Consider the following 25,330-nt stretch of genomic DNA (forward strand, 5'->3'; position numbering starts at 1 on the left):
TGTTTTGGGTTGTGGTCATGCTGATGAAAAAACTGCCATCTCACGTCCTTGCCATTGTGGCAGCTGGCGTCTTTTCCACGGCCATGGCCGCCGAGCCTCGCGTCGCACCGCCACCGGAGGCCCAGCTTCCATCCGACGAACGCATGGAACCCGAGGCACCGCAGGCTGACCTGAAACCGGCTGAGGCGGATCAGCCCTATTCATTACAGTTCTCCGACGAACTGGGTGAGAGCGATCTGGCCGATACCGCACCAACGTTGAGCAACTTTGCCGATGCAGATTTGTGGGATCGGATTCGCCACGGCTTTGCATTGAACAACCTCGATACAACGCAAGTCCGTGACCTGGAGCAATGGTATGCCGCCAGGCCGGAATACCTGTATCGGATGGCTGATCGAGCGCAACGCTATCTGTACCATATCGTGAATGAGCTGGAGCGCCGCAGCATGCCGCTGGATCTGGCTCTGCTGCCTGTGGTGGAAAGCTCATTCAACCCCAAGGCCTACTCGTCGGCCCACGCATCGGGTATCTGGCAGTTCATCCCCTCGACAGGCAAGAACTATGGCCTGGAGCAGACCTGGTGGTATGACGGGCGGCGCGATGTCCTGGCCGCAACCGAAGCCGCGCTGGACTACCTGCAGTACCTGTATGGCCTGTTTGGCGACTGGCACTTGGCACTCGCCGCCTATAACTGGGGTGAGGGCGCTGTTGCACGGGCATTGGCCAAGAACCGGGCAGCCGGCTTGCCAGAAGACTATCAGAACATCCGCATGCCTGCCGAAACACAGAACTATGTGCCCAAATTGCTGGCAATCCGCAACCTGGTGGCCAATCCGGCCCGTTACGGGTTGAAAATGCGCGCCATTCCGAACCGGCCCTATTTCACTGCCGTCAACGTTCCTCACCACATGGATACCAAAGTGGCGGCCAAGCTGGCCAATATGCCCATGGATGAGTTCCTGTCGCTCAATCCGGCCTTCAACAAACCTGTCATTGCCTATAAGCCCAGCCGCAAACTGCTGCTACCCGCCGAAAAGGCCGAGGAGTTCACCAGCAACCTGGCCAGCTATGACAAGCCATTGCTGTCGTGGAAGCCCTACGCCACCTCCCGCGGTGAACGATTCGAGCGCATTGCCGCTAAATTTGGCACCACCGTTGAGAAGCTGCGTGAAGTCAACAATATCGGCCAGGCAAAAATGGCGCGTGGCGAGATGCTGCTGGTGCCCAGCCACAATGGCGAGATCGATGCAGTCAACACTGCCGCCATGACTGAAGCGCCAACCATCCCCTCCCTCCCCACCTATGCAAAACTGGAACGAGTCGATACCAAACCCGCCACCCACCTGGTCAAACGTGGCGAGACACTGTTCAGCATCGCCAAACACTACGGCATGAGCCCCGGTGAGCTGAAATCGCTCAATCAGCTCAATACCAATCATGTCGCGGCTGGTAAGGTATTGGTATTGGAGGAGCGACGCCAGGCAGGCAAGGTCATCCGGGCCAGCGCCGCCCGAGAGTCCTCGCCGAAAACACGTAGCACGCAATACACCGTGAGGCGCGGAGATACCATTTTCAGCATCGCCCGTCGCTTCAACGTGACTGTTGCAGATTTGCAGCGCTGGAACAAAGCGGGCAAACACCTGACTCCGGGCGATGTGCTGGTCATCCATCTCGACAACAGCTGATGTGCTCGACATGTCGAGTCACCGTAGCCCGCTTGGATCAGGCGGGCTTTTTGTTTCCAGCCCAACACAGCGTAAAATGATGGATATGGAAGAACCCCTACATTTACCGGATGCCCCCAATCCCCCCGAAGAAGGGGATTGCTGTGGCAATGGCTGCGAAGTGTGCGTGCATGATATGTATGCTGCCGAGCTGGCTGAATACCGCAGGCGGGTCATGGAATATGAAGCCCGTCAGCAGAACATGTCATCCGATACTGATTCAGAGAAAGCTTGAGAATGTCCCAAACCCGCCCAGTCTACTCCACTGAGCATGGCCGCCTATGCCCTGGCTGTGGTCAGCCGATCAATGCCTGCCAATGCAGGAAAGGCCCAGCCCCGACAGGGGATGGCATTGTCCGGGTCCGGCGTGAAACAGGAGGGCGAGGAGGTAAGACCGTCACCACTGCCACAGGCTTTCTGCTGGACGACGAGCAGCTGAAGCAGCTTGCGGCAGAGTTGAAGCGCAGGTGTGGCACAGGCGGGGCGGTCAAGGATCGGGTGGTTGAGATCCAGGGGGATCACCGCGAGCTGCTGAAAGCCGAGCTTGAAAAGCGGGGCTTCACTGTCAAACTGGCCGGCGGCTGACGTGGCCAAGTCAACCGCCCTGCCCTGCCCTTGTGGCAGCCGCCTCGCCTATCAGCAGTGCTGTGAGCCCCTGCACCTTGGCCGCCCAGCCGCCTCGCCAGAGGCCCTGATGCGCTCACGATTCACCGCGTTCGCGCTCAACCGACCTGACTATCTGTTGTTCAGCTGGCATGCCAGCACCCGTCCGGCCAACCTGGATCTGCATGAAGACCCGCCTATCAAATGGATTGGGCTGGAGATCAAGCATAGCCATCAGCATGGCTACACGGGTGAGGTCGAATTCATTGCCCGCTACAAGATAGGTGGCCGGGCCGGCAAGTTGCATGAGCGTAGCCGCTTCGAACAGGTTGATGGCTTCTGGCAATATCTGGATGGCGATCAGCTTGCGTGAAATCGAGCACAGCGTGGCCAACAGCCGATTTCGCCGCCACGCTCCCCACCCACGACTGCCACGCTGATTTGCAGCTCTGCAAAGCCAGAGCGGGCGGGCACCCCAGCAAGGCACCAGGATCGGCCACTGAAATACGGCTCCCTCCTTTTCGCGGGCAGCGGGTTGACACATCCGCATGCCAGGCCGCACCCAACCATTCACCACCCCGCAACATACCAATTTCACCCTGACAGCGCTTGGAATATCACTATAATCCGGTAAAACCATGGTGCCGGCTATCATGCGTATATCGATCATCACAGTCGCCTGGATATCACTCATCGCCTTGTCCACACCACAGGCCCAAGCCACCGGCCTGGGCGCACTGCAGGTTCGTTCCTTCATGGGTGAGCGGCTCAATGCGGTCATTCCTTTCCGCAATCTGAGCCTGGCTGCGGAAAAAGATCTGGCCCAGTGCTTCAGTGTGGACCGCAGCGGAGCGAACGATAGCGGCTATTTGCCGGTTCATCCCAACCTTGTGGTGGAGGGCAATGCTGAACGTGGCCAGCTGCTGCTGTCCACCAGCCACGCCTTGACCGAGCCGGTGTCCGTTCTGCGCATCCGCTCCCATTGTGAGCAAGGTGGGGAATCCGTCCGCGAATATACTTTCTTCCTCGACCCGCCGCCCGCAGAGCAAAGCAGCCAGGAGGACGGCCAGGAGCCGATCCAACAGGTCTTCCTGCCTGTCATGCAGCTGCGGCCAGCCCGTGAAGAGGTGGCAACCCAGCCCGCCCCCCCGGCGGCCAGCCCCGCTCAGGAAGTGAAGCGAGGAGAAATATGGAAAGTGCGGAAAGGGGACTCCATTTTCCGCATCGCCAAACGATTCGAACCCGCTGACATCAACAAACAACGGCAGCTCGAAAAAGCCATTGTCTCGGCCAACCCCAAGCTATCCAACCCCAATCGGATACACATTGGCGATGAGTTGCTCGTCCCGGACGTATTACCCCTTGCCACGCCTGTGCAATTGGCCAGCAGCACCAAACCCGCCAAGGCGCCCGATACGCTTCCTGAAGCCGGTAAAAGCAAACGGGTGGCCCTGGCGCAGAAACAAGACGATTACCAAGTCACGCTGACAAGCACACAGCTGGAAGCCACACCCGCCGCGCAAGTCAGCGCATCTGGCACCGGCAAGCCGACCGATCCGGATGACAAGACAGCTCAGCTGCTGGCCATGAGAGATAAAGTGGACGCACTGGAGGAAAAGATCTCCATTCTGAACAAACAGCTGACTTTACAGAGCAGCCGTCACTCAAAGCTGACCGCCTCCCTCCATGCCGTCGCCAGCCCAGCCATCCCGACACCCCCTGCCGGTCTTCTCACCCGACCGCTTTCGTCAGCACCCGCCCTGGGTGACGACGCCCCACCCTACACCGCCCTGGCCATCGGCGCCGGCATGTTGATCGTGCTGATCTTTGGCGCAGGCTTGCTGAATCGACGTACCCGTCAAGCCAACGGGTAAGCTCTATCGGCTTGCGTCTTCCGGTGGCAAGGCGTGGGGTGCTTTGTCGGACCCATGGCGCAAAGCCAGGCGACCGATCAAGTGTGCGGAAACAGGTGCCGTCAGAAACAGAAAAGCGGTGATCAGCACTTCGTGCAGGTTGGCGGCGATTGGCCAGAAATACAGAATCGAGGCCATCAGCAGACAGGCAACACCAAGGGTGCTGGTTTTGGTGGGGGCATGCAGACGGGACAAGGTGTCCGGCAGGATCACCAGCCCAAGCGAGCCGATCAATGTCAATACCGCACCCGCCAGAACGAGCAATGCAATCAGCCAATCCATCTATTCCATCACTTTCCGACGTGCCAAGTAGTAGGCCAAGGCAACCGTACCGATGAAGCCCAGCAGAGCGATCAACACAGCGACCTCGAAATAGCTTTGGTCATCCCACACCATGCCCAATAACACGATCAATGCAATTGCGTTGACATACAGTGTATCCAGCGACAGCACCCGGTCAGCTGGGGCTGGGCCACGCAATAGTCGCCAGACCGCCAGCAGCATGGCGATCAGCACCATGCCCAGGGCCAGCCACAATACCCAGGTCAACATCCGAAAATCTCCTTCAATGGCTGTTCATAGCGGGTTTTGATGTCGGTGATCACCGACAGGGGATCGGTGGTGTGCAACACATGCACGATCAGTCGCCTGCTGCCGGCATCGGCCTCCAGCGTCACGGTACCGGGCGTCAGGGTGATCATGGCGGACAACACGACCGTGACAGTGGGGTCGTCTGTGTCCAGTGGGACATAGATCAGCTCCGGCCTGAGCGATCTGGCCTTGAACATCACCAGCCGGGCCACTTGCAGATTAGCAAGGAGGATATCACCAGCAAAGATCCAGGCCAGCTTGATCGCCAACAGCGGATGCCTGACGCGGGTGGTGCGGGGGGGGCGGAAGCGCGCCAGCAGCCAGGGCAGGCATAGCCCCAGCGCCAAGCCAAACACAACGTGCCCGACCGCCAGGCTGCCATTGAGCAGCAACCAGGTGGCCAACAGTACGGCGCTGAGCGGCAGATTGATGACATCACGGCGCATGAGGTACGCCTCCTTCCAGGCCCAGAGCCCGCCAGTAGAGGGCTGGTTGTTGCAGCTGATCCGCCGCACGCAGGCAGTAGTCTGCAATCGGCCCCGCGCCGAAGGATATCGCCACCAACAGTGCCAACAACATCACGATCGGCGACCATTCCGCCGCCACCTCGCGAGTGCCGAGATGATGCAGGGTGTCGTCTGTCGTTTTCCAGAACAGGACACTCCCCGCCCGTGCCAGGCCGATGATGGACAACAGGCTGGCCATCAGGACGATACTGAAGATCCACCCACGATATTCGGTGCCCACCGCAGCCAGCAGCCATGCTTTTGACAGGAAGCCGCCAAAGGGTGGCAGGCCCGCAGCCATGGTTGCCGCGACCAAGAACCCCAGACCAGCCAGGTTGGCGAAGGTCATGCGGGGCGCAGCCACCAAGCCATCTCCGACGCTGCCACGTGCCACCTGCAGCCAATCGGCCATCAGGTAGAATGTGGCGACAACCCAGGTGCTATGCGGCAGATAATACAACGCCGCAGCCAGCCCGTTCTGGTTATCCAGTGTCAGGCCAAGCATCAACATGCCGACCGAGCTGACGACCAGCCCCCCTGTCAATGCCCGAAGGTTACGTCCGCCGACCACGGTCACTGCGCCCAGCATCAGGGTGAACAGGGCAAACGGCAGGAGCCAGGGCTGCAACAGATTCGCCAAGGGGCCCGCCTCTGGGCCGAACAGCAAGGTGTAGATGCGAAATACAGCGTAGACGCCCACCTTGGTCATGACGGCGAACAGAGCCGCCACCGGGCCGCTGGCTGATTCGTAGGTTCGGCCCAGCCACAGCTGCAACGGTGCCACAGCGGCCTTCAGCGCGAACACCACGAACAACAGCATGCCCGCCACGCGGATCAGCATCCAGCGGCTGTCATCAATGATGGCAATCCGGCGAGCCAGGTCAGCCATATTCAAGGTGCCGACCACGCCATAGAACAGGCTGGCCGCAATCAGGAACAGCGCCGAGCCCAGCAGATTGACCGTGACATAGGCGAAACCCCGGCTCAGGCGCGGCTCGCCATCGCCATGCAGCAGCAGGCCATAGGATGCCGCCAACATGATCTCGAAGAACACAAATAGGTTGAACAGGTCGCCGGTCAGGAAAGCGCCGTTCAGCCCCATCATCTGCAGCAGCCACAGGCTATGGAAATGCCGCCCACGCGCATCCCAGTTACGCACCCAGGCATAGACATAACACAGCACCGACAGCAGGGATGTGGTCAGCAGCAGCATGGCTGTCAGCCGATCCAGCACCAGCGCGATTCCAAATGGAGCAGGCCAGCTGCCAGCCATATAGGCCCAGATCATGTCGGTCTCGGCCCACCACACCAGCACCACGGCCAAGCCCGCCAGCAGGGCATTGCCGGCCAATACGAGCAGGCGCCGCAGCCAGATGCGATCCCCAGCCAGCACACAACAACAGGCCATTACCAGCGGCAGCAGGATGGGCAGAATCAATACATGCTGCATCAAAGGCCCCCTTCGTCATCGACCCGGTCGTGGCGACGGGCAAATCGATTGCGGACGGCCAAGGCCAGCAACAAGGCCGTCATGGCAAACCCGATCACGATGGCGGTCAAGACCAATGCTGGTGGCAAAGGATCGGCGTAATGGGTGACCCCGTCGCGGATCAAAGGCGGCGAGCCGGCCCGCAAGCGCCCCATGCCGAAAATGAACAAATTCACTGCGTAAGACAATAAGGTCAGCCCCAACACCACATCAAAGCTGCGTGGCCGCAGGCTGAGATACAGCCCCGTTGCGGTCAGCACACCGACGACAACTGCAAAAAGCCATTCCATCAGTGTTGCTCCTCCAGCGGGTCCTGCGTTGCCGCCAAGCGGGTCAGCATGATCATCGTCGCCCCCACCACTACCATATACACCCCCAGGTCAAACAAAGCCGCGCTGGCCCACTCGAACTCACCCAGCCAGCCCAATGCAAGGTGGCCATGGCCGCTGGTCAGAAAATTCTTGTCGAACAGCCAGCTGCCCGCGCCTGTGGCCACCGCCACCAGCAGGCCCGAGGCCGCCAGACGGCGACCGCGCACCGGCATATGCCGTGCCGCCCACCCACTGCCATAGGCCATGTGCTGGGTGGCCAGGCCAGCAGCCGTCACCAGCCCGGCAACAAAGCCCCCGCCCGGCGCCTGATGTCCACGCAGGTAGAGATAGGCCGATAACAACAGGGCAAACGGCAACATCACCTTGGCCAAAGTAGCCAGCAGCAGCGAATCCGGCTCCGTCGGCTTGGGCACGGCTGCATAGTCATCCATCAACTTGACCATGATCAGGCTGGTGATGGCCAGCACCGTGATCTCCCCCAGCGTGTCAAAGCCACGGAAATCCACCAGGATGACGTTCACCACATTGGCCCCGCCCCCCAAGGGCAAGGCGTGCTCCAGATAGAAGCCGGACAAGGAGTCCTGGGGGGATTGCAGCACGCTGAGCAGGATCAGGAACACCCCAAAGCCCGCCGCCAACGACAGCACGGCATCCCGCCACCGAGGCCAGTTCGGCTCGCGAGCACTATCAGTCGGGCTGGGCAGCCAACGCAAGGCCAGCAACAGCAGCACGGTGCTGGCCACCTCAACCGCCAATTGGGTCAAAGCCAGATCCGGCGACGAGAACTGGATGAAGCTCAGCACCACCATCAAGCCCACCACAGCCATGGCCAACATGGCTTTCAGGCGCTGATCACGCCACCAGACGGTGGCCATGGCCGCTACGATGGTGAGGGCAGACATCAGTATCAGGCCGGGATCATCCGGCAGATGGGCGACTGGCAACTGATGAGGCGTGTCGAATGCCAGCCAGGGCCACAACCCAGCCAGCACCGTCATCAAAATGATCCAACGCAACAGCGGGCGTAGGCGTTCATCGTTACTCCGCAGGGCGATCCACCGCCCGTGCTTGATCAGGCTATCCATGATCGTGGCAAATGCACGGCTGCCCAGGTGAACGGGCACCATCCGATCAACCCAGCCCAGCAGGTGCATCCAGCGATACATCAGCAAACCCGCCACCAGGGCTGCCATGCTCATCAGCAAGGGCGTGTTCCAGCCATGCCATATCGCCAGCTGGAAACCAGGCACCGCGTCACCCAGCACACTCGGCAAAGCCAGACGCAGCAGAGGATCAACAGTGTACTGGGGCAGCACCCCCACCGCCACACACAGCAATACCAGCAATTCGACGGGAATCCGCATCCAGCGTGGCGGCTCATGAGGCTGGCGTGGCAGCTCTCCTTGCGGCCTGGCAAAAAAAACCAGGTGAACGAACCGCGCTGAATACGCCACACTCAAGGCCGTGGCCACCCAGGCCAGGGCAGGCAACAGCCAGGACGTTCCCAACGGCTGGGCTGCCAAAGCCTCTGCGTAGAACATCTCCTTGCTCAGAAAGCCATTCAGCAGCGGCACTCCGGCCATCGCAGCAGCAGCCACCGTTCCTAGCATGCTGGTGATTGGCATGGCCCGCCATAGGCCTCGCAGCTGGCGTAAATCACGGGTACCGGTTTCGTGATCGATGATGCCCGCCGTCATGAACAGCCCTGCTTTGAAGGTGGCATGATTGATGATGTGAAACACCGCAGCCACTGCCGCCGTTGGGGTATTCAGCCCGAACAGCAGGGTGATCAGCCCGAGGTGGCTGATGGTGGAATACGCCAACAAGCTTTTGAGGTCATCGCGATACAACGCGAAATAAGCCCCCCCCAACAAAGTGACCAACCCCACCGGTGCCACCATCGAAAACCACCAATCATTCCCACCCAGCACCGGGTAGAGGCGAGCCAGCAAGAACACACCAGCCTTGACCATGGTTGCGGAATGCAGATAGGCCGAGACTGGCGTGGGGGCGGCCATTGCCTGCGGCAGCCAGAAATGGAACGGAAACTGTGCCGATTTGGTAAATGCGCCCAGCAACACCAGGCCCATCGCAAACGGAAACCACGGATCGGCCTGGAGCTGCTGGCGCGCTGCGATCAGCGCGCTGACATCGTAGCTGCCCGCCATCTCGCCCAGCAGCACAAAGCCCCCCAACATCGCCAAGCCACCCGCGCCGGTGATGGTCAGCGCCATGCGTGCGCCGATCCGCGCCTGTCGCCCTTCATGCCAGAACCCGATCAGCAGAAACGAGCTGAGGCTGGTCAATTCCCAGAACACCAACAGCAGCAGCAAATTGTCCGACCACACGATGCCCAGCATCGCCCCCATGAACAACATCAGCAAGCCATAGAAACGAGGCAAGGAATCCACGCGACTCAGGTAATAGCGGGCATAGATGACCACCAGCAGCCCTATGCCCGTGATCAACAAGCCGAATAGATAACCCAAGCCATCCAGCGACAAAGAAAACCGCAACCCGAGTGCGGGCAGCCAGCGATGGCTGAAGCTGAAATCCAACCCCGGCCAAGGTGCATGCCAGGCCAGCCAAGCCAACAAGCCGCCCGCTGTCGCACCTGCCAGCCAGGGGGCGGTGCGGGCCTGCCACTGGCCTAACAGTGGGATCAAAATGGCTGCCAGAAAAGGCAGGAAAAGCATCAATGCAAGCATGTGTTCCGTTCAAAGTGAAGGTGGCACCGGTCAAGCAGCCGACTCTAGCTCAATTTGTCATGGCGGCGAGTCGGGTCGGGCCGTGAAATCAAGGCAGCAACTCTTTAAGGGTGATACGTCCAATGCTGGTGTTCGAGTGCCGGCAACACCGAGCAGGCATTTCGACAGGTCTGTCGTGCCAGGTCGGCTACCGATACCCCACGCAAGCGGGCCAACTCATCCGCGATCCGTGGCAGATGGGCTGGCTCATTCCGTTGTTGGTAAGCCCACGCAGGCGAAATATCCGGCGCATCGGTTTCCAGCACGATGGCGGTCTCGGGCAGATGCGCGGCCAGATCACGGATGCGCAAGGCCCGTTCGAAAGTCATGGCGCCGCCGAAACCCAATTTGAATCCAAGCTGCATGAACATCTCAGCTTGCTGCCAGCTGCCATTGAAGGCGTGGGCGATACCGCCCCGCACACCGATCCTGCGTAAATGCTTCAAAACCAGATCCTGGCTCTTACGAATATGCAGTAACACAGGCAGATCAAAATCACGGGCGATTTTCAGCTGCTCCACAAAAAAATGGGTCTGGCGCGCCATGTCCAGCCCCGGCACAAATCCATCCAGCCCGATCTCGCCAATGGCCGACGGCCTGTGGGCCGCCACCCAGTCGCGCAACAGCGCCAGATCGTGCTCCTGATGCTGATCGATATAGATTGGATGCAGGCCGAACGCCACTACACAGCCATGGCGTCGCGCCATGTCCAGGGTCGATTCAAAATTGAAACGCGCTACCGCAGGCACCACCACCGCAGTCACGCCCGCAGCCTGCGCCCGCGCCACAACCTGTTCGCGATCTCCATCAAACTCCGGTGCATCCAGATGGCAGTGCGTATCGACCAGCATGTCCAACCTATGTTCCTCAATTCATCCAAGCGCCACGCATCCGCCACGCCAGATCCACCCGCCGCCACCCACACGGGCTCGGCACACGAGGCGGCATCAGTCTGATTCTAACGGCTTATGTACAGCGCAGCTAACATATCCGCCCACCAACATAGCACCCTGGCATAACCAGTCCATTCAAACGAGCATTTGCTCTATTATCCTTGACGAGCATGGATACCGCACCCTAACATCATCGCCCAGATATATCCGATTGCCGCAAACCCGTATTCTCAATCACCACGATCACCGTTACAGACTCTTCAAGGAGTACCGCACCATGCTGAAAACTCTGCCCATCCTCGCCCTGACCGTGCTGAGTGGCGTGGCCCTGGCTGCCAGTGACTCGCCCGTCGGTAAATGGAAAACCATCGATGACAAGACCGGCAAACCCAAAGGCGTTGTCGAGATCACGGAGCAGAATGGTGTGCTGACGGGTCGCATCGTCGGTAACTTTCCCAAACCGGGCGAGCCGGAAAACCCAGTATGCGATAAATGCGAGGGAGACCGGAAAGGCAAGCCCATCATCGGCTTGGTGTTTCTGGAGGGCCTGAAGAAAAATGGCAATGAATACACCGATGGCAAGATTCTCGACCCTGAGAATGGCAACATCTATAGCTCCAAGCTGAAGGTGATCGAAGGCGGTAAAAAACTGGAAGTCCGTGGTTTCATCGGCATCTCGCTGATTGGCCGCAGTCAGACCTGGGTACGCGAGGAGTGAGTCACCACGCCGATCACCCTCGCTGTTGACATGCAGCTGGCATCCCTGCCGACTTGCCTTGCCGACAGCCCAGGGTTATCTTCGCGGCTTTGGTATTCTGCAGGAGACAAGGGATGGCGCTGCTGAAAAAAATGCTGTTGATCCTGATCGGCTTGATCGTACTGATTTTGTTGGGTGGCTTGTTGATTCCGAGCCAGTATCATGTCAAACGGAGCGTCGAGATCCATGCATCAGCTGAGCGGATCTTCCCGCTCGTGAATGCCCCGAAGGAATGGAAGCGCTGGACGATATGGAATCAACGTGATCCGGCCATGAGTATCCGTTACACCGGGCCTGAGCAAGGCGCAGGGGCCAGCTGGTCATGGGTCAGCCGCACCGAGGGCAATGGCCAGATGACCTTTACTGCATCCGAGCCGCCAAAGAAACTGACTTATTCGCTGTCATTTCCTGATTTCGGCAGCAGCAGCACCGGCACGTTGACACTGACCCCCAATGGCGATACCACCACCGTCACCTGGACCAACGATGGCGATATCGGTAACAACCCCTTGATGCGTTACTTTGCGTTAGCAATGGATAAGCTGGTGGGCCCGGATTTCGAACAAGGCCTGCAAAACCTCAAAAAGCTGTCCGAATCCAACCCCTGAGTGCAGTTGGGCCACATCCGCGGACTAAATAGATGGTGTGCCACCTTGCGGTGGGGGGCCTACTCCCGCCATCGGATCTCCCGAGCCGTCGCCGGGCCGATCTCCACCTCAGCCAGACTTTCTGGAATGGTCGCCCGCTGCTCACTCAGCGGGATGCGCCCCGCCATGATCTCGGCATGCTGCTGTGGGAAGCGTGGTGTACGGTCTGACTCCGCGTAACCATCCGGGTAGCTGGGTAGACCATCCGCACCGTATTTGTCGGTAGCCCCCACGGTGTGCAGCATTTCATGTGCGATCACCATGTTGTTGCTGCCCGCCATGCTGCGATCAGCAAATACGTTGACCACCCCGATCAAGCCCTTTTCCAACCCCGCCGAGTGCGGCAGCGTCGCATGTTGTTCGGGGTCATGATAGAGCACGAACAGGCGGATATCCGGCTTGCCGCCATTCACCTTGTCGTGGCGCCAGGCCCACCACCGCATCTTGAGGCTCCATGCCATATTGGCCAGCATGGATGGCGTGGTTGGCTGAGAAGGAGGCAGATCCGCCACCGGCGGCCCCAGCCTTATCCGTATCGGCTCGGCTTGTTGCAATTGGTGACGATCAGCCTCCAGCTGCATGAAGACCCCGATCGGCGCAAAGGTATCATCGGAAAGATCCGCCATGTAACGTCGGCTCGCCTCACTGCCATCAGCGTTGATCGGGTAGACCACCACCCGGAGCGGCTGCTTCCAATCCGTTGTCCGCCACTTGGTCAGCAGCGTGGCCAGGGCCACATTGACGAGGATGAACAACAGGAAAATGATTCTGAGAGCTTTGAACATGGCATATTCAGGAAGGGGTATGGGGGCTGCATGATACTATTGCCCACCCCGCTTCCACTATTGCAAATCCATCCAGCATGCAACGGATATTACTGATCGAAGATGAAGCAGCGATTGCAGACACCATTGTCTATGCAATGAAACGAGATGGCTTTGAGTGTATCTGGCACCCACTGGGCCAGTCTGGCATGGCACACTTGGCTCAGCACGGCGCGGATCTGGTGATTCTGGATGTTGGCCTGCCTGATGGCAATGGGTTTGAATTCTGCAAACAGATCAGGCAGCACAGCAACATACCGGTTCTGTTTCTCACCGCCCGCAGCGATGAAATCGATCGCATCATCGGGCTGGAGATCGGAGCGGATGACTACGTCGTCAAACCTTTCAGCCCACGGGAGCTGGTGGCCAGGGTCAAGGCCATTCTCAAACGGACACACCCTGTCGTGGCGCCCAGCAAACCAAACGGCTTCGAGCTGCACGAAGCACAGGCCCGCGTGTTGCTGCACGGCCACGCCCTGGATCTCACCCGCTATGAATACCTGCTGTTGAAAACCCTCATGCTACGCCCTGCGGTGGTATTCAGCCGCGCACAGCTGATGGATCAGGTCTGGACGCAGGCGGAAAACAGCCTGGAGCGCACTGTCGATGCCCACATCAAAACACTACGCGCCAAGATCCGACTGATCGATGCCGACTGCGACCCCATCGAGACCCACCGTGGCATGGGGTACAGCTTTCAATGGCCCAAGCGGGTATGAGGCGCTGGTGGCCATTGCGGGTGCGTGCCCGTTTTTTCCTGGCTTTCTTTGTTGTGGTAGGCATCGCTGTCTGGGCGCTGCTGGAAACATTCTCCGACGAATTGCGCCCAGCCCTGCTGCAATCTGCCGAGGAGACCATGATCGACAGCGCCAATCTGCTGGCGGAGATGGCCAAGACTGACCTCGAAAACGGTACCTTGCAGCATGGCCCCTTTGCCAGAGCGGTCGAGCAGTTTCTCCATCGCCGGTTTGATGCCGAAATCTGGGGGGTGCATAAGGTCAGCTCTAATCACCGCATCTATGTCACTGACGACAAAGGCATCGTGCGTTATGATTCGGCCCAACTAGCCGTGGGGCAGGATTACTCACGCTGGCGGGATGTGCACTACACCCTGCTGGGCCAATACGGGGCACGCGCCACCCGCTCCAACCCAGACAACCCAGCCACCAGCACCATGTACGTGGCCGCGCCCATACTCGATGAGGGGCGCATCATTGGCGTTCTGAGCCTGGGCAAACCCGCCAGCACCATCGACCCGTTTCTAGATCGCAGCACGCGCAAACTGCGGCTGGCTGGCATCATGGTGGTCATCGTCAGCCTGGCACTGGGGTTTGCCCTGTCATGGTGGCTGGCCCGGGCATTCGGTCAGCTGGCCGATTACGCCACAGCGGTCAGCCAAGGCAGAACCGCCACATTGCCAGACATGGGCGGCGGCGAGCTGGGGGAATTGGCCCACGCTTTGGAACATATGCGGCAGGAACTGGAGGGCAAGCAGTATGTCGAGCACTATGTGCATACACTGACCCATGAAATGAAGAGTCCATTGGCGGCGATCCGTGGCAGTGTCGAGCTGATCGATGAAGACATGCCCAAGGATGCCCAGCAACGCTTTCTGGGCCATATCCAGCGGGAAACCGCTTTCCTGCAGCAACTGATCGAGAAGCTGCTGGATCTGGCCATGCTGGAGAAACGGCATCAGTTGCGCGACCCCGTGCTGATCGACCTGTATGCATTGGTGCAATCGGTCGTCGCTGACAAGCAGCCATTACTGGCCACCAAGCAGCTGGTGTGCCTGACCGACATCCCAACAGACATGGCTGTCCAAGGTGAGCATTTTCTACTGCGGCAGGCGCTGTCCAACCTGATTGACAATGCCATTGCATTCAGCCCACCCGGCGGCACCCTGCAATGGCAAGGCAGCCGTGATGAAAGCAGACTGGTACTGAACTTGTTGGATGAAGGCACCGGCATTCCGGACTATGCCCTACCACGTGTCTTCGATCGTTTCTATTCCCTGCCACGCCCTGACGGCAGCCGTAAAAGCAGCGGTCTTGGGCTCAGTTTTGTACAGCAGGCCATCACCCTGCATGGCGGGAGCATCACCCTCAGCAATCGCCCCACCGGCGGGGCATGTGCGACAATCAACCTACCATGCCACCATCTGTCTGCTGTTCTGATAAATCGAAAACCGTGAAGTTGGCGCGGCTATACGGTAAAGGCTATGATTTGAAGTGCTGTTCAGACTCTCCCCCCATCACCACAATCGAATTTTCAGAACATGAGAATCTCTCTGGATGCCTTATTGGTATTGGATGCGATTGACCGCCGCGGCAGCTTTGCCGCTGCAGCAGAAGAGTTGTATCGCGTCCCGTCGGCCATCACCTATGCAGTTCAAAAACTGGAACAAGATCTGGATTTGCAGATCTATGATCGATCTGGCCATCGGGCCAAGCTGACACCCGCAGGGATGGAGCTGCTCCGCGAAGGCCGCCAGCTGCTGGATGCAGCCAATATGCTGGAGTGCCGCGTCAAGCGCATCGCAACGGGCTGGGAGACAGAGCTGCGGATTGCAGTCGTTGATCTGATTGAGCCGACACGCTTGTTCCCAGTCATCCGGGCATTTGATCAGTCAGGCGGATCGACCCGCATCCGGATCTCCAGCGAGGTCTTTGGCGGGGCCTGGGATGCCTTGGTATCAGGCCGTGCCGACATCACGGTTGGCGCGGTGGATGAGGGCCCTGCTGGGGGGAGCTATGCCACACGAGAAATGGGGACCGTGCAATTCGAATTCACCGCCGCGCCCCACCACCCCATCTGCAAAGAGCCCACCCCACTGTCGCCAGAGGCCATCCGTCGGCATCGGGCGATATCAGCGGCGGACAGCTCACGGAATATGTCCCCGCGCACGTCGGGCCTGCTCACGGGCCAGGATGTCCTGACCATGCCCAATATCGACTTCAAGGCCGAAGCCCAGGCTGCGGGTCTGGGTGTCGGTTTCCTCCCGGCTGGCCGGGCAAGGCGCATGGCAGCCGAGGGCCGAGTCCGCATTCTGGAAGTGCAGGAAAACAAGCCCACATCGAAGATACATCTGGCGTGGCGTGCCCATCAGCCAGGGAAAGCACTGCATTGGTTCTTGCGCCATCTGCAAGATGAGAAGATGATCTCGGAGTTGATGCAGGATGTGTAGGCCGGTTGCCATGGCTGCATGGCCCATGCTGGCCGTTTCTTGACTGATGCGGGCTACGCCATCATGCCAATGGCACCAGGACTTGGTTCAATGTCGTCTTGCCTGCCAGATCAGTAGACTTCCACCCTCAAAGGTTGTCTCAACCTGCCCACGTGCACAGCATCGACACGACGTTGGCGCCCGACTGATCCGCTCATTGGGCACAACCTTACTTTTGGCGCCCACTCTGATTGATGATTGCTGTGTATCCCATCCAGCTTTACCCCTCCACCGATCTGGGTCAGTACCTTACCCACAGACTGATCAATCATGGCATTCCCGTGATAATCCAGACCGGCCCGCAAGCGGCGGCCACCACGGCCCATGAAGGGATACGCTGCCATTGGCTGGAATGCCATAATCAACACCAACCAGCCCCCCTGCCCAACTGGCTGCTCGCGGGTAGGCCAGGCGACCTGGTAGTCGAATTTGGCCTTACCCCCTTCGAACACAGCCAGCAGCGCGCCTTGCAGCTGGCCGAGCGCGGCATGGGTTATATCGATATCGGCATGACCGGCAACATGTGGGGCGTGGAATACGGATTTGCCATGGCAGTGGGTGGCGACACTCATTGGCTCAAACTGGTCGAGCCCATCCTGAATATATTGGCCCCCTTGCCCGAACAGGGCTGGCTGCATGCCGGAGGCCCAGGGTGCGGACACTTTGTCCGCCAGATCCATGCCCTGCTGGAGCAAACCTTGCTGGACAACCTTGCCCAATTCACCACCCAATGGGGCACCCCACCAACATTACCGACACCAGACCCGGTCAAACTGAGGGCAATCTGGCAACGCAGCAGCGAATTACGCGATACGCTGCTGACGATGTGCGAGCTATTTGCCAACCTGCTGCACCCACCCTACCGGGACTTCCACCAGCCAGATCAAGCTGAAGTCAGCTCGCCAGCCTGCCAATTGGCCCAGGTGATCCGTTTTGCAGCGCAGACTTCGCGGGATTTCGACAAAAAGCTGAACGACCGCATCAGCGGTTTTCAAGAATGACTGACACAGCGGCCACCTGCCGGCGGTGCCGTAGGACATGAAAAGGGTACAAAAAAGGAGCCTCTCGGCTCCTTTTCAATTGGTCGGTGATCCAACCAGGTTGTGCTGTCAATTCGCAACCGGTGTCGAATCCTGAGTCTCCCCTCGGATGATCGAAACGTTGAGGCGGGCGTAGCGAATGAAGCCTCGAAAAAACACCTTGGTGATCCAGATGTTGAACCACAGCCACAGCGAGCCAACAATCAGCCCCCCAAGGAAACCGGTCAGCTTGAGCTGTTGCACATCGAAACCATCCATGCCAGAGATATGGATATCCCCATCCTTATCATGGATATGTAAAGACGACTTATTCGACTCAGCCTGCTTGATAATCAGCACCTTTCGCCCATCTGCTCCTTCGGCACTGAGGCGTTTGTTACCCGCAGCATCCGTTTCGATGGTCGCCTTTCCACCGTCTTCGAGTGCCAGCTCCTGACGAGTCGGGCTTGCATTCTGGTCCGATGAGGTGGCCTGTTTGCCAGCTTCCTGCACTTCTTTATGGATCAGCTTGCCATCTTCGTAGATTTCACGGAGATGGTAGCCATTTGGCTCAGCCACTTCCTTTTTCACCAACTTCCGGTCTTCAAATGTCTCGGTCAGCTGGCGGCCATTGGCCTCCATGAGCTGCTTGCTGACCAGATCCCCGTCTTCATAGACTTCAAGCAGGTGATAACCATCCGCATGCTGGATTTCACGCTTGGCGAGTTTGCCGTCTACAAATTCCTCCTCTACCCGGCGACCAGCTGCATCCGTCTTACCCTGTGATGCCACCGATCTGTCAGGCTCGGGCGTGTCAGGAGGTGGGGGTGGGGGCGGCGGGGGTTCGGGTACGTCCAAAGGCGCACTCTGGCCATCCGCAAGAATCTTGCTACTAGATGGTGCCTTACCATTACCAGAATCATTCTCAATGATGAGATTGCTTTGTATATTCAATCTCTCCGACACCCCTGGTATCAGAGCGACCCCACAAACCAGACCGGTCACGATCAACGCGATCGAGCAAGTATAGGAGACTGTCAACAAGACCATGAATATCAGCATCGGGATGGCCAGAAAGAGATTCAGGCTCCCCAGGGCTGCAATGGCCAACACCACCCGCATGAGGTTCCCCATGCTCTTGTTGTCCTGCCAAGCCTGGATACGCACCTGCGCCAGCAGCTCACGGGCTATTTTTTTGGGGTCACCCAGTCCATTGGCAACCTCTTCTTCCGTGCGCCCACTGGCCACACCATCATGAAAATATTCCTCATAATCAGCAACGATCTCGCCGAGATCGGCCTTGGGTAACGCTGAGAGCTCCCGTTTCAGCGCCCGGAGGAATTGTTCCTTATTCATTGCCCTCCCCTAATATCTTATTCACCTCAGTCAGAAACTCATGCCACTCCTGTTTCATAGCGGATAGTTCCTTGCGACCGGTGTCCGTCAGTTTATAATATTTTCGTGGCGGCCCGGATTCGGATTCAACCAAATAGGTCGTCACCCAGGCTTCGTTCTGCAAGCGCCGCATCAGTGGATAAATGGTGCCTTCGCTCATCTCAACCCCATCTGCCAGCTTTGAAACGATTTCGTACGCATATCCGTCAGCCTTGTCCAGGATGGCCAGTACGCACATTTCAAGCGTCCCTTTTTTTAGCTGTGTTTTCATTCAAGTTTGCAGTCTTTTATTGAAAGCTACCTTACATAGCAAGGTAGCCTTTTCACAAAAACGCGCAAGAATTGGCGCGTGTGAGTTCACTATATCGCATGGTATCTTGTTATGCAAGATATGTTTTGAAAAACATCCGCCCCTTCCATCCGGATGGATCAAGAGCGGCCACACACCGCCTACCTGCCAGCCTGCCACTGCTGGACACTGCCGACTGCGCCTCTACCGATCCACCTCGATCGGTAGAAGCAATGACCTCGCGCCATACAAAGGTATGCATCGGTTCTATTTGCCCAGCCCACCCTATTCGACCGCTTGATATTCAATTTTGCCAGGCGGCCCATGCCGACATGGCTATTCATTTTGCATGATCGCAATTCAAACTTTCCTTGTTCAGATTCAAATATTCTCGAATATGTCATGGTTGAATCTCCAGACAGTCACAACAGCAGCCCCCTCTGCGCGGCGCTGCTTGGCACTTGTCAGATCAGCCTGCATATCCGCCATTTGATCTAGATCAACCGGACTATTTGGCAATCCCCATAATATTGCATTGCAATATTATTAAAAACAAATTAAGGGATACACATGGCAATCGAGCTATACAATGACGGAGAGCATATCTGCTTGATGTTTGAGGATCTGGTGGATGATTCTGCCGATGCAATTCAAGCCAACCAGTTTTTGATCGTCACGGGTGGCGAAGGGGCACTGATCGATCCGGCGGGCAATATGACTTATTCATCACTGCTGATGGCAATGAGTCGTTATTTTCCGGCCCGAGATCTCAAATACATCCTGGCATCGCATGCAGACCCGGACATCGTCGGCTCGCTCAATAAGTGGATGGTGTCATCGCAGTGTTCGTTGGTGGTTTCCAAGTTGTGGGGGCGGTTCGTGCCACACTTCTGCACATCAGGCAACTTGGCCGGTCGGATCATCAACCTACCGGACGAAGGCGGTTATGTTTCGCTGGGCAACACCCGGATCGCGGCAATCCCCGCGCATTTTCTGCATGCGGAAGGCAATTTCCAGTTTTACGATGAGCGGTCAAAAATCCTGTTCTCTGGCGACATGGGAGCGTCCATGGTGCATCACGACGCGGTGTCGAAACCGATCACCACGGTGGAGGAATTCAAGTTGCACCTGAAGACCATGGAAGGCTTTCACCGCCGTTATATGGTTTCCAACAAGATCTGCCGCTTCTGGGCGCAGATGGTACGTCAGATGGACGTGGAGTGGCTGGTGCCCCAGCACGGGCGCAGCTTCAAGGGCAAGATCGCGATCAATGCCTTTCTGGATTGGATCGAACGGCTAGAGTGTGGTGTCGATTTGATGCAGCAGGCCAACTACCGCGTGCCTGCTTGATGCCTTGCGCCTGCCCTGTATAGTATCAGGGCAGGCTTTCATCAAACGATGGAATCAAGGCAGCGCGATCAACGCGCCGCAGAGAGCGCCGCCCACTGGATCAATTTGTCCAACGCCTCACCGGTTGCCATGGCGTGGGGGTGGTTGACCAGACCGACCACCACCACTGCACCATTGCGGGTATGCACCACCCCTGCCACGGCTTTCACGTTGCTCAAGGTGCCCGTCTTGACATGCGCCTGTCCCAGCACCGGCGTGTCATGCAAACGACTCTTCATGGTGCCGTCTATCCCGGCAATGGGTAAGGAGGCGATCAACTCAGGCCCGATCGGGCTATTGACAGCCTGCTCCAGAATCATCCCCAGTTGGCGGGCGGATATGCGCGCCTGACGAGACAGCCCGGAGCCATTGTCCAGTATCAGATTGTCAGTCGGAATATGCTGCAGCGCCAGGAAATCCAATATGCGCGCCCTGGCTTGTGGCAACAATTGCTCGACCGGCTGGAACTCGCCGCCCAGCGCCAGAAACACCATGCGGGCCTGCGTGTTATTGCTGAATTTGTTGATATCGCGGACGATGTCCGACAAAGGTGGCGAATCATAACGGGCCAGCAAGGTGCTGCCTGGGAAGGCTGTCAGCTGCCCATCGCGCAGCTGACCAGTCCATTGCCCGCCCAGATCACGCCACATGCCCCGCAACAACTCGCTCAAATAGGCGGTAGGGGGCAGCGGGCTCAGATACAGCTCCTGCTCACCACAGCCAGCTGGAAACAAACCACTGAGCTTCAGCCCCGATGTCGGCACGGACTCGACGGACAGCTGGTCACGCCAATTGGCACAGTCTCCCGCCCCGATCATGAGGTCGGTATCCAGCTTCAGGTTTGACAGCGCCGGGTCCATGGTGATGGCGACCTTGCCCGCATCTTCGCGCAACCGGAACCGGATGGCCTGGAAATTGGCGAGGAAAGCGTCGGGCAACACGTTATAGGGGCGATAACCCGCGCCATCAAATGCGTTGGGGTCGGTAGGTGTTTCAGCCCAATATCGCCGGTCGAGGACGATGTCGCCACGAATGTCCTTGACACCACGTGCTTGCAGGTCGCGCAACATGAGCCAGATGCGCTCGATGGTCCACCTGGGATCGCCCCCGCCACGCAAGATCAGGTTGCCCTGCAAGATGCCCTGCTGCAAGGAGCCGTTCACATAGGCTTCCGTCCCCCATGTGTAGGCCGGCCCCAACAATGACAGGCCCGCATATGTGGTGACCACTTTCATGGTCGAAGCAGGGCCCATCGCCGCATCGGCCCGATACATCAGCGATGGCTTGCGGTTATTCACCGGCTTGACATACAAGGCAACGTCGCTCATCGGCACCTTGGCCTGAGCGAATGCGGTTACAATTTCGGCAGGTACGCCAACTGCCTGCGCAGCATTGACAGACAGTGCCAGCACACCCAGCACCAATGAACGTGTAGAAAAACGGCGAATGACAGACAGCATGCGATGATCCAGCGCTCAGTAGATGAGCTTTTCAATGTACCCCGATCCACCCTGCCATCTCAAGCATGTCAATCTGCCCTAGGCCCCGCCCAGCGGCGTTTCAGCCAGGCATCGATGGAGAGCTTGCCAGGTCCGAATGCCATCACGACCAGTATCAACGCGCCCCATAGCCAGTGATGCAGCCGGGTTGCTTCATTCAAGGCATCGTAATAGGAGAGCAATGCCACGGCATTCAGAATGGTCAAGCCTACCGCGCCGAATCGGCCAGCCAGCCCCAACACCAACAAGACCGGCAGCGCCAATTCACCACCTGTCCCCAATGCTGCCGCGACTTGCGGTGGCAAAAGAGGGACTTTGTACTCTTCCTCGAACAGAAGTACGGTGGTTTCCCAGCTATCGATCTTGGTCAAACCCGAGCTGAAAAAGACATTGGCGATATACAGGCGAATCCCCAATAAGACCGCTGGTTGACCCAAACGGTCGATCTGAGCGATCAGACACCGCCCCCAGTTTAAAAGTTTCCCCAGCCAACTCATCTGCTGGGTTTGCATTGTCGTTTCCATGTATTTCCTTTCAAGATTCCTGACGACATGGCCAGACAGGGCGCTTGATCCAATGCATCAACAGCGCGGGCCTTACCCTGTCATTTCAGATGAAAACCCAGGCTGGATCAGCCAGGCAGATTGAGTGACGTTACCAATTCGTCGGCAACCAACTGCATCAACAATGAACCAAGCACAAAAGACTGATCATGCTGCAAGGCCGCGCTCAGCGAGGCACCCAGCGATTCACCAGTCATCAGCCCCGTACAAAAAACGCGCTCCGCACCACTGATGGCCCGCACCTTGACCTGATTGGCGGTACGATAGACCAATGCCGTCTCCTCCATGGCTTGTTCCAGATCGGGCCAAGGCCCCCCGTGATGCGCCTGGAAAATGGCCACGACTGGAAAGGCCGCATGCAACATGGCCGCTGCAGGATGGATGGTCGCCACCAGCTCTCCATGCTGTTCCATGGGTACCGAGGCCAATGTCATCAAGTCGATCGGACTGGCATCCGGCGCAAAAAAGGCACGCCGCATGGCCCAATCCAGTGCCGCCACATCAGGTAGATACGGCAATACACTGGCCGGCTCGAATTGCCGGAGGAACGCACTGAACACATCTCCATAGTGATGGATGTTTCCAGAGTGCGAAGCCATGCACTTGGCATACCCTCTCGCCAGACCTTCGAAAAAAGCTTCACCTACAATGGCTTTGACAGTCGGAAAGGCATCGCTCAATGCGTCAATACGGTTGAAAAGCCGGTTGTTGGCATAGGCGGAAAGCCCGTTCAGATAGCGTCCCCACTCCGATTCGACCACCGTGCCGTGGATCACGGCATCGGCAAACCGCCCTTGCGCCGATAGCAATGGATTCATCTGCCCTCCTGCTGTATTGTCTGGTGAGACGCCAATAACGTGGCAGCACGCCCGGACTCCTGCAACAGGCTTTCCAGCGCTGGTAATGACGTATCACGTTCCAGCAAGGTTGGCACGGGGCCAAATCGCTGGTATGCATAATCCAACAGCGCCCATACCGGCTCGCAGACCGGTGCACCATGGGTGTCGATCAACAAGCCATCATCACGCGTTTCGAAACCGGCGATATGGATCTCCGCCACAGCCTCCACTGGCAATGCATCAATGGCCGCCTTGGCATCCCGCCCCAGGTTGCGTTCGTTGACATAGAGATTATTGATGTCCACCAGCAGACCGCAGCCGGTCCGACGGGCCAACTCGGCCAGAAATTCACCCTCGGGTATCACATCCTCTGGGAAAGCAACATAACTGGACAGATTCTCGACCAGCAATGGCCGCCCCAGCGCATGCTGCACCTGTCCGACCCGCTCGATCATATGCGCCAGCGCCGCCTCACTGTATGGCAGTGGCAGCAGGTCATTGAAGTAGTCGTTTTGCCAGGCATTCCAACACAGATGCTCAGAAATGGCGGCAGGCTCGACCCTGTCGATCAACTGCTTCCATTCGCTCAAATGGGCCTGACGTAACGGCTCGGCATTCCCCAAGCCAAGGCCGACCCCATGCAGACTGATCGGCCAGTCAGCCCGGATGCGATCCAGCGCGGCGAGATTGGCCCCGCCACCAAAGAAATTTTCGGCATGAACCTCCCACCAGGCAACATCTGGGCGGGTATCCAGCACTTTCTGGATATGTGGCATGCGCAGACCGATACCTGCGGCCACGGGTAACTGATGTAATTGATTCGGCATGCTTCCCCCGAGTGGACGCCCAATCTGCCAGGCCCCTGGTGGGCGGCTCACCGCCTGGATCTGGCATCATTGGTGCATCCTCGGTTTCATCGACATCGCTTCAGACCATATTGAGCCAGTTTCAGGGCACCGCCAAGCATGGCATGCTATTGACATAAAAGCAGGTTGAAAGATGCAATACCCTGAAAATCGACTCAATATGCGTCATGGAACCAAGCCAACAAAACCCGGCGCCTGGGTACGGCTGACCGTCAGTCACACCGTACTCAAGCCAGTTTACTTTTTGTCAGCCGGCTTCAAGCTGCCACCCATTTTTTCGCAGGTGCCCTTAGGCACGTATTTCCACTCATTGGGGTCTTTGTCTGCCTTGGATTGCCCAGCGCATGAGTGACCGCCACTGGCCGATGCGCAGTCGTTCTTACCGGCTGCCGCCACGCCAAAGCACTTTTCCTTTTCAGCTGCCATGGCCTGACCGGCCACGCTCACTGTCAACAGACCTGCCAATGCGGTGCTGATCATGATTTGTTTCTTATCCATCATTTTTCCTTTCAAGGGGTTAAGGTATTTGATCATTTGGTGGCGAATCGCGTCTGCCACCATGCAAACAGCCTATTCGCAGACTATCCGCTGCATTGGTCGCAGCAGAGTCGAATTTGTTTCACTGCCCGCCCAAAAATCTTTTTTTACTTCATCCATCCTGATCAGAAAAAGGCGCCTCCGAAATGACTATAGCATCTGCCCGGTCATCATGTTTTCTGATTTGCAACATCAACTTGACCATTGCCAAGGCGGAAAAGCCTTGATCCATCAGGCATTGACGATCACGAATCGTCATTATCGATTTCCCCAATCAGAATTTGCGATTAGACCCGTGTTTTTTGCCAGGAGTAGATTACCTCTCACATCCAAGGCTATGGATGACCACGATAAGATGGAGGATGACCATGAACGACGAGTTGTTGAAACGTGTGCTGGAGCATCAGCATTTTGACGAGCTGGTCAGAAAGAAGACCCGCTTTGGTTGGGCGCTCTCTATGGTGATGCTGGCGATCTACTTCGGCTTCATCCTGCTGGTGGCATTCGCCCCCGGCATTCTGGGATCGACGATATCGGGTGGGGTGATGACCCTGGGCATTCCGCTGGGGGTGATGGTGATTCTGTCGGCCTTTGTACTCACAGGCATCTATGTTCGTCGCGCCAATCGTGAGTTTGACGTATTGAATGCAAATATTGTCAAAGAGGTTCAATCATGAATCGC

28 protein-coding genes are annotated in these 25,330 nt (G+C 57.8%); 13 read left to right on the forward strand and 15 right to left on the reverse strand.

Annotated features, from left to right (window positions below):
* Window positions 1-23 precede the first annotated feature (23 nt).
* From HNQ59_RS14420 to HNQ59_RS14440, 5 genes are all read left to right on the forward strand, one after another.
* The gene (locus HNQ59_RS14420; protein WP_184040887.1) at window positions 24-1,685 is read left to right on the forward strand and encodes a LysM peptidoglycan-binding domain-containing protein; all 1,662 of its coding nucleotides are present in this window, start codon (window positions 24-26) and stop codon (window positions 1,683-1,685) included.
* Between the two features lie 85 nt (window positions 1,686-1,770).
* Window positions 1,771-1,959, forward strand: a complete 189-nt coding sequence (locus tag HNQ59_RS14425; RefSeq protein WP_246491012.1) for an oxidoreductase-like domain-containing protein — start codon at window positions 1,771-1,773, stop codon at window positions 1,957-1,959.
* A 2-nt stretch (window positions 1,960-1,961) separates the two neighbouring features.
* Window positions 1,962-2,309, forward strand: coding sequence for a translation initiation factor Sui1 (locus HNQ59_RS14430; protein WP_184040890.1), 348 nt, complete (start codon window positions 1,962-1,964; stop codon window positions 2,307-2,309).
* Window position 2,310: 1 nt separating this feature from the next.
* Complete coding sequence (locus tag HNQ59_RS14435) at window positions 2,311-2,700, forward strand: YchJ family metal-binding protein (protein WP_184040893.1); 390 nt, start codon at window positions 2,311-2,313, stop codon at window positions 2,698-2,700.
* Between the two features lie 280 nt (window positions 2,701-2,980).
* A complete protein-coding gene (locus HNQ59_RS14440) occupies window positions 2,981-4,201 on the forward strand; it encodes a type IV pilus assembly protein FimV (RefSeq protein WP_184040895.1) in 1,221 nt (406 codons plus the stop codon).
* A gap of 3 nt (window positions 4,202-4,204) precedes the next feature.
* Here HNQ59_RS14440 and mnhG read toward each other — a convergent pair whose 3' ends face one another.
* From mnhG to HNQ59_RS14475, 7 genes are all read right to left on the reverse strand, one after another.
* On the reverse strand, window positions 4,205-4,522 hold the full coding sequence (mnhG, locus tag HNQ59_RS14445) for a monovalent cation/H(+) antiporter subunit G (RefSeq protein WP_184040897.1): 318 nt from the start codon (window positions 4,520-4,522) through the stop codon (window positions 4,205-4,207).
* Complete coding sequence (locus tag HNQ59_RS14450) at window positions 4,523-4,792, reverse strand: K+/H+ antiporter subunit F (RefSeq protein WP_184040899.1); 270 nt, start codon at window positions 4,790-4,792, stop codon at window positions 4,523-4,525.
* Entirely contained in the window at window positions 4,786-5,277 is a 492-nt protein-coding gene (locus HNQ59_RS14455; RefSeq protein WP_184040902.1) for a Na+/H+ antiporter subunit E, read from the reverse strand. The genes HNQ59_RS14450 and HNQ59_RS14455 overlap by 7 nt, the downstream gene beginning before the upstream one ends.
* Complete coding sequence (locus tag HNQ59_RS14460) at window positions 5,267-6,787, reverse strand: monovalent cation/H+ antiporter subunit D (RefSeq protein WP_184040904.1); 1,521 nt, start codon at window positions 6,785-6,787, stop codon at window positions 5,267-5,269. Before HNQ59_RS14460 ends, HNQ59_RS14455 begins: the two co-directional genes overlap by 11 nt.
* Window positions 6,787-7,116 (reverse strand): Na+/H+ antiporter subunit C, encoded by a 330-nt coding sequence (locus tag HNQ59_RS14465; protein ID WP_184040906.1) that lies wholly within the window; start codon window positions 7,114-7,116, stop codon window positions 6,787-6,789. Before HNQ59_RS14465 ends, HNQ59_RS14460 begins: the two co-directional genes overlap by 1 nt.
* Window positions 7,116-9,866: a monovalent cation/H+ antiporter subunit A gene (locus tag HNQ59_RS14470; RefSeq protein ID WP_184040909.1), complete on the reverse strand. Its 2,751-nt coding sequence runs from the start codon at window positions 9,864-9,866 to the stop codon at window positions 7,116-7,118. Before HNQ59_RS14470 ends, HNQ59_RS14465 begins: the two co-directional genes overlap by 1 nt.
* Window positions 9,867-9,970: 104 nt before the next feature.
* A complete protein-coding gene (locus tag HNQ59_RS14475; protein WP_184040912.1) occupies window positions 9,971-10,756 on the reverse strand; it encodes a TatD family hydrolase in 786 nt (261 codons plus the stop codon).
* Between the two features lie 319 nt (window positions 10,757-11,075).
* Here HNQ59_RS14475 and HNQ59_RS14480 point away from each other — a divergent pair, with 319 nt between their 5' ends.
* Window positions 11,076-11,516 (forward strand): DUF2147 domain-containing protein, encoded by a 441-nt coding sequence (locus tag HNQ59_RS14480; RefSeq protein ID WP_184040915.1) that lies wholly within the window; start codon window positions 11,076-11,078, stop codon window positions 11,514-11,516.
* Window positions 11,517-11,629: 113 nt separating this feature from the next.
* On the forward strand, window positions 11,630-12,163 hold the full coding sequence (locus HNQ59_RS14485) for an SRPBCC family protein (RefSeq protein ID WP_184040917.1): 534 nt from the start codon (window positions 11,630-11,632) through the stop codon (window positions 12,161-12,163).
* Window positions 12,164-12,222: 59 nt separating this feature from the next.
* Here HNQ59_RS14485 and HNQ59_RS14490 read toward each other — a convergent pair whose 3' ends face one another.
* Complete coding sequence (locus HNQ59_RS14490; protein ID WP_184040919.1) at window positions 12,223-12,987, reverse strand: hypothetical protein; 765 nt, start codon at window positions 12,985-12,987, stop codon at window positions 12,223-12,225.
* A gap of 77 nt (window positions 12,988-13,064) precedes the next feature.
* Between HNQ59_RS14490 and creB the strand changes: the two genes are divergently transcribed.
* The 4 genes from creB to HNQ59_RS14510 all read left to right on the forward strand — a co-directional run bounded on the left by creB (window position 13,065) and on the right by HNQ59_RS14510 (window position 17,253).
* Entirely contained in the window at window positions 13,065-13,745 is a 681-nt protein-coding gene (gene creB / locus HNQ59_RS14495) for a two-component system response regulator CreB (RefSeq protein WP_184040921.1), read from the forward strand.
* Window positions 13,746-13,759: 14 nt separating this feature from the next.
* Window positions 13,760-15,220 carry a two-component system sensor histidine kinase CreC gene (gene creC / locus HNQ59_RS14500; protein ID WP_425491396.1) on the forward strand — a complete coding sequence of 487 codons (1,461 nt, stop codon included), beginning with the start codon at window positions 13,760-13,762 and terminating at the stop codon, window positions 15,218-15,220.
* Window positions 15,221-15,304: 84 nt separating this feature from the next.
* A complete protein-coding gene (locus HNQ59_RS14505) occupies window positions 15,305-16,213 on the forward strand; it encodes a LysR family transcriptional regulator (protein ID WP_184040925.1) in 909 nt (302 codons plus the stop codon).
* Window positions 16,214-16,533: 320 nt separating this feature from the next.
* Complete coding sequence (locus HNQ59_RS14510) at window positions 16,534-17,253, forward strand: NAD(P)-binding domain-containing protein (protein ID WP_184040927.1); 720 nt, start codon at window positions 16,534-16,536, stop codon at window positions 17,251-17,253.
* 108 nt (window positions 17,254-17,361) lie between these two features.
* On the opposite strand, the gene HNQ59_RS14515 is transcribed toward HNQ59_RS14510, so the two are convergent.
* Complete coding sequence (locus tag HNQ59_RS14515; protein ID WP_184040929.1) at window positions 17,362-18,627, reverse strand: DUF1700 domain-containing protein; 1,266 nt, start codon at window positions 18,625-18,627, stop codon at window positions 17,362-17,364.
* Window positions 18,620-18,937, reverse strand: coding sequence for a PadR family transcriptional regulator (locus HNQ59_RS14520; RefSeq protein ID WP_184040931.1), 318 nt, complete (start codon window positions 18,935-18,937; stop codon window positions 18,620-18,622). Before HNQ59_RS14520 ends, HNQ59_RS14515 begins: the two co-directional genes overlap by 8 nt.
* Before the next feature lie 588 nt (window positions 18,938-19,525).
* Here HNQ59_RS14520 and HNQ59_RS14525 point away from each other — a divergent pair.
* Window positions 19,526-20,305: an oxygen-binding di-iron domain-containing protein gene (locus tag HNQ59_RS14525; protein ID WP_184040934.1), complete on the forward strand. Its 780-nt coding sequence runs from the start codon at window positions 19,526-19,528 to the stop codon at window positions 20,303-20,305.
* Between the two features lie 68 nt (window positions 20,306-20,373).
* On the opposite strand, the gene dacB is transcribed toward HNQ59_RS14525, so the two are convergent.
* The 5 genes from dacB to HNQ59_RS14550 all read right to left on the reverse strand — a co-directional run bounded on the left by dacB (window position 20,374) and on the right by HNQ59_RS14550 (window position 24,609).
* Entirely contained in the window at window positions 20,374-21,804 is a 1,431-nt protein-coding gene (dacB, locus tag HNQ59_RS14530) for a D-alanyl-D-alanine carboxypeptidase/D-alanyl-D-alanine endopeptidase (RefSeq protein WP_184040937.1), read from the reverse strand.
* 68 nt (window positions 21,805-21,872) lie between these two features.
* On the reverse strand, window positions 21,873-22,367 hold the full coding sequence (locus HNQ59_RS14535) for a DoxX family protein (protein WP_246491013.1): 495 nt from the start codon (window positions 22,365-22,367) through the stop codon (window positions 21,873-21,875).
* A 107-nt stretch (window positions 22,368-22,474) separates the two neighbouring features.
* Entirely contained in the window at window positions 22,475-23,224 is a 750-nt protein-coding gene (locus HNQ59_RS14540) for an HvfC/BufC N-terminal domain-containing protein (RefSeq protein ID WP_184040940.1), read from the reverse strand.
* A complete protein-coding gene (gene bufB / locus HNQ59_RS14545; RefSeq protein WP_184040943.1) occupies window positions 23,221-24,072 on the reverse strand; it encodes an MNIO family bufferin maturase in 852 nt (283 codons plus the stop codon). The genes HNQ59_RS14540 and bufB overlap by 4 nt, the downstream gene beginning before the upstream one ends.
* A gap of 276 nt (window positions 24,073-24,348) precedes the next feature.
* On the reverse strand, window positions 24,349-24,609 hold the full coding sequence (locus HNQ59_RS14550) for a BufA1 family periplasmic bufferin-type metallophore (protein ID WP_184040946.1): 261 nt from the start codon (window positions 24,607-24,609) through the stop codon (window positions 24,349-24,351).
* 407 nt (window positions 24,610-25,016) lie between these two features.
* Between HNQ59_RS14550 and HNQ59_RS14555 the strand changes: the two genes are divergently transcribed.
* Complete coding sequence (locus tag HNQ59_RS14555; protein WP_184040949.1) at window positions 25,017-25,325, forward strand: DUF485 domain-containing protein; 309 nt, start codon at window positions 25,017-25,019, stop codon at window positions 25,323-25,325.
* Window positions 25,326-25,330: the final 5 nt, after the last annotated feature.

It is taken from the genome of Chitinivorax tropicus (assembly GCF_014202905.1).
Taxonomy (GTDB): Bacteria; Pseudomonadota; Gammaproteobacteria; order Burkholderiales; family SCOH01; genus Chitinivorax; species Chitinivorax tropicus.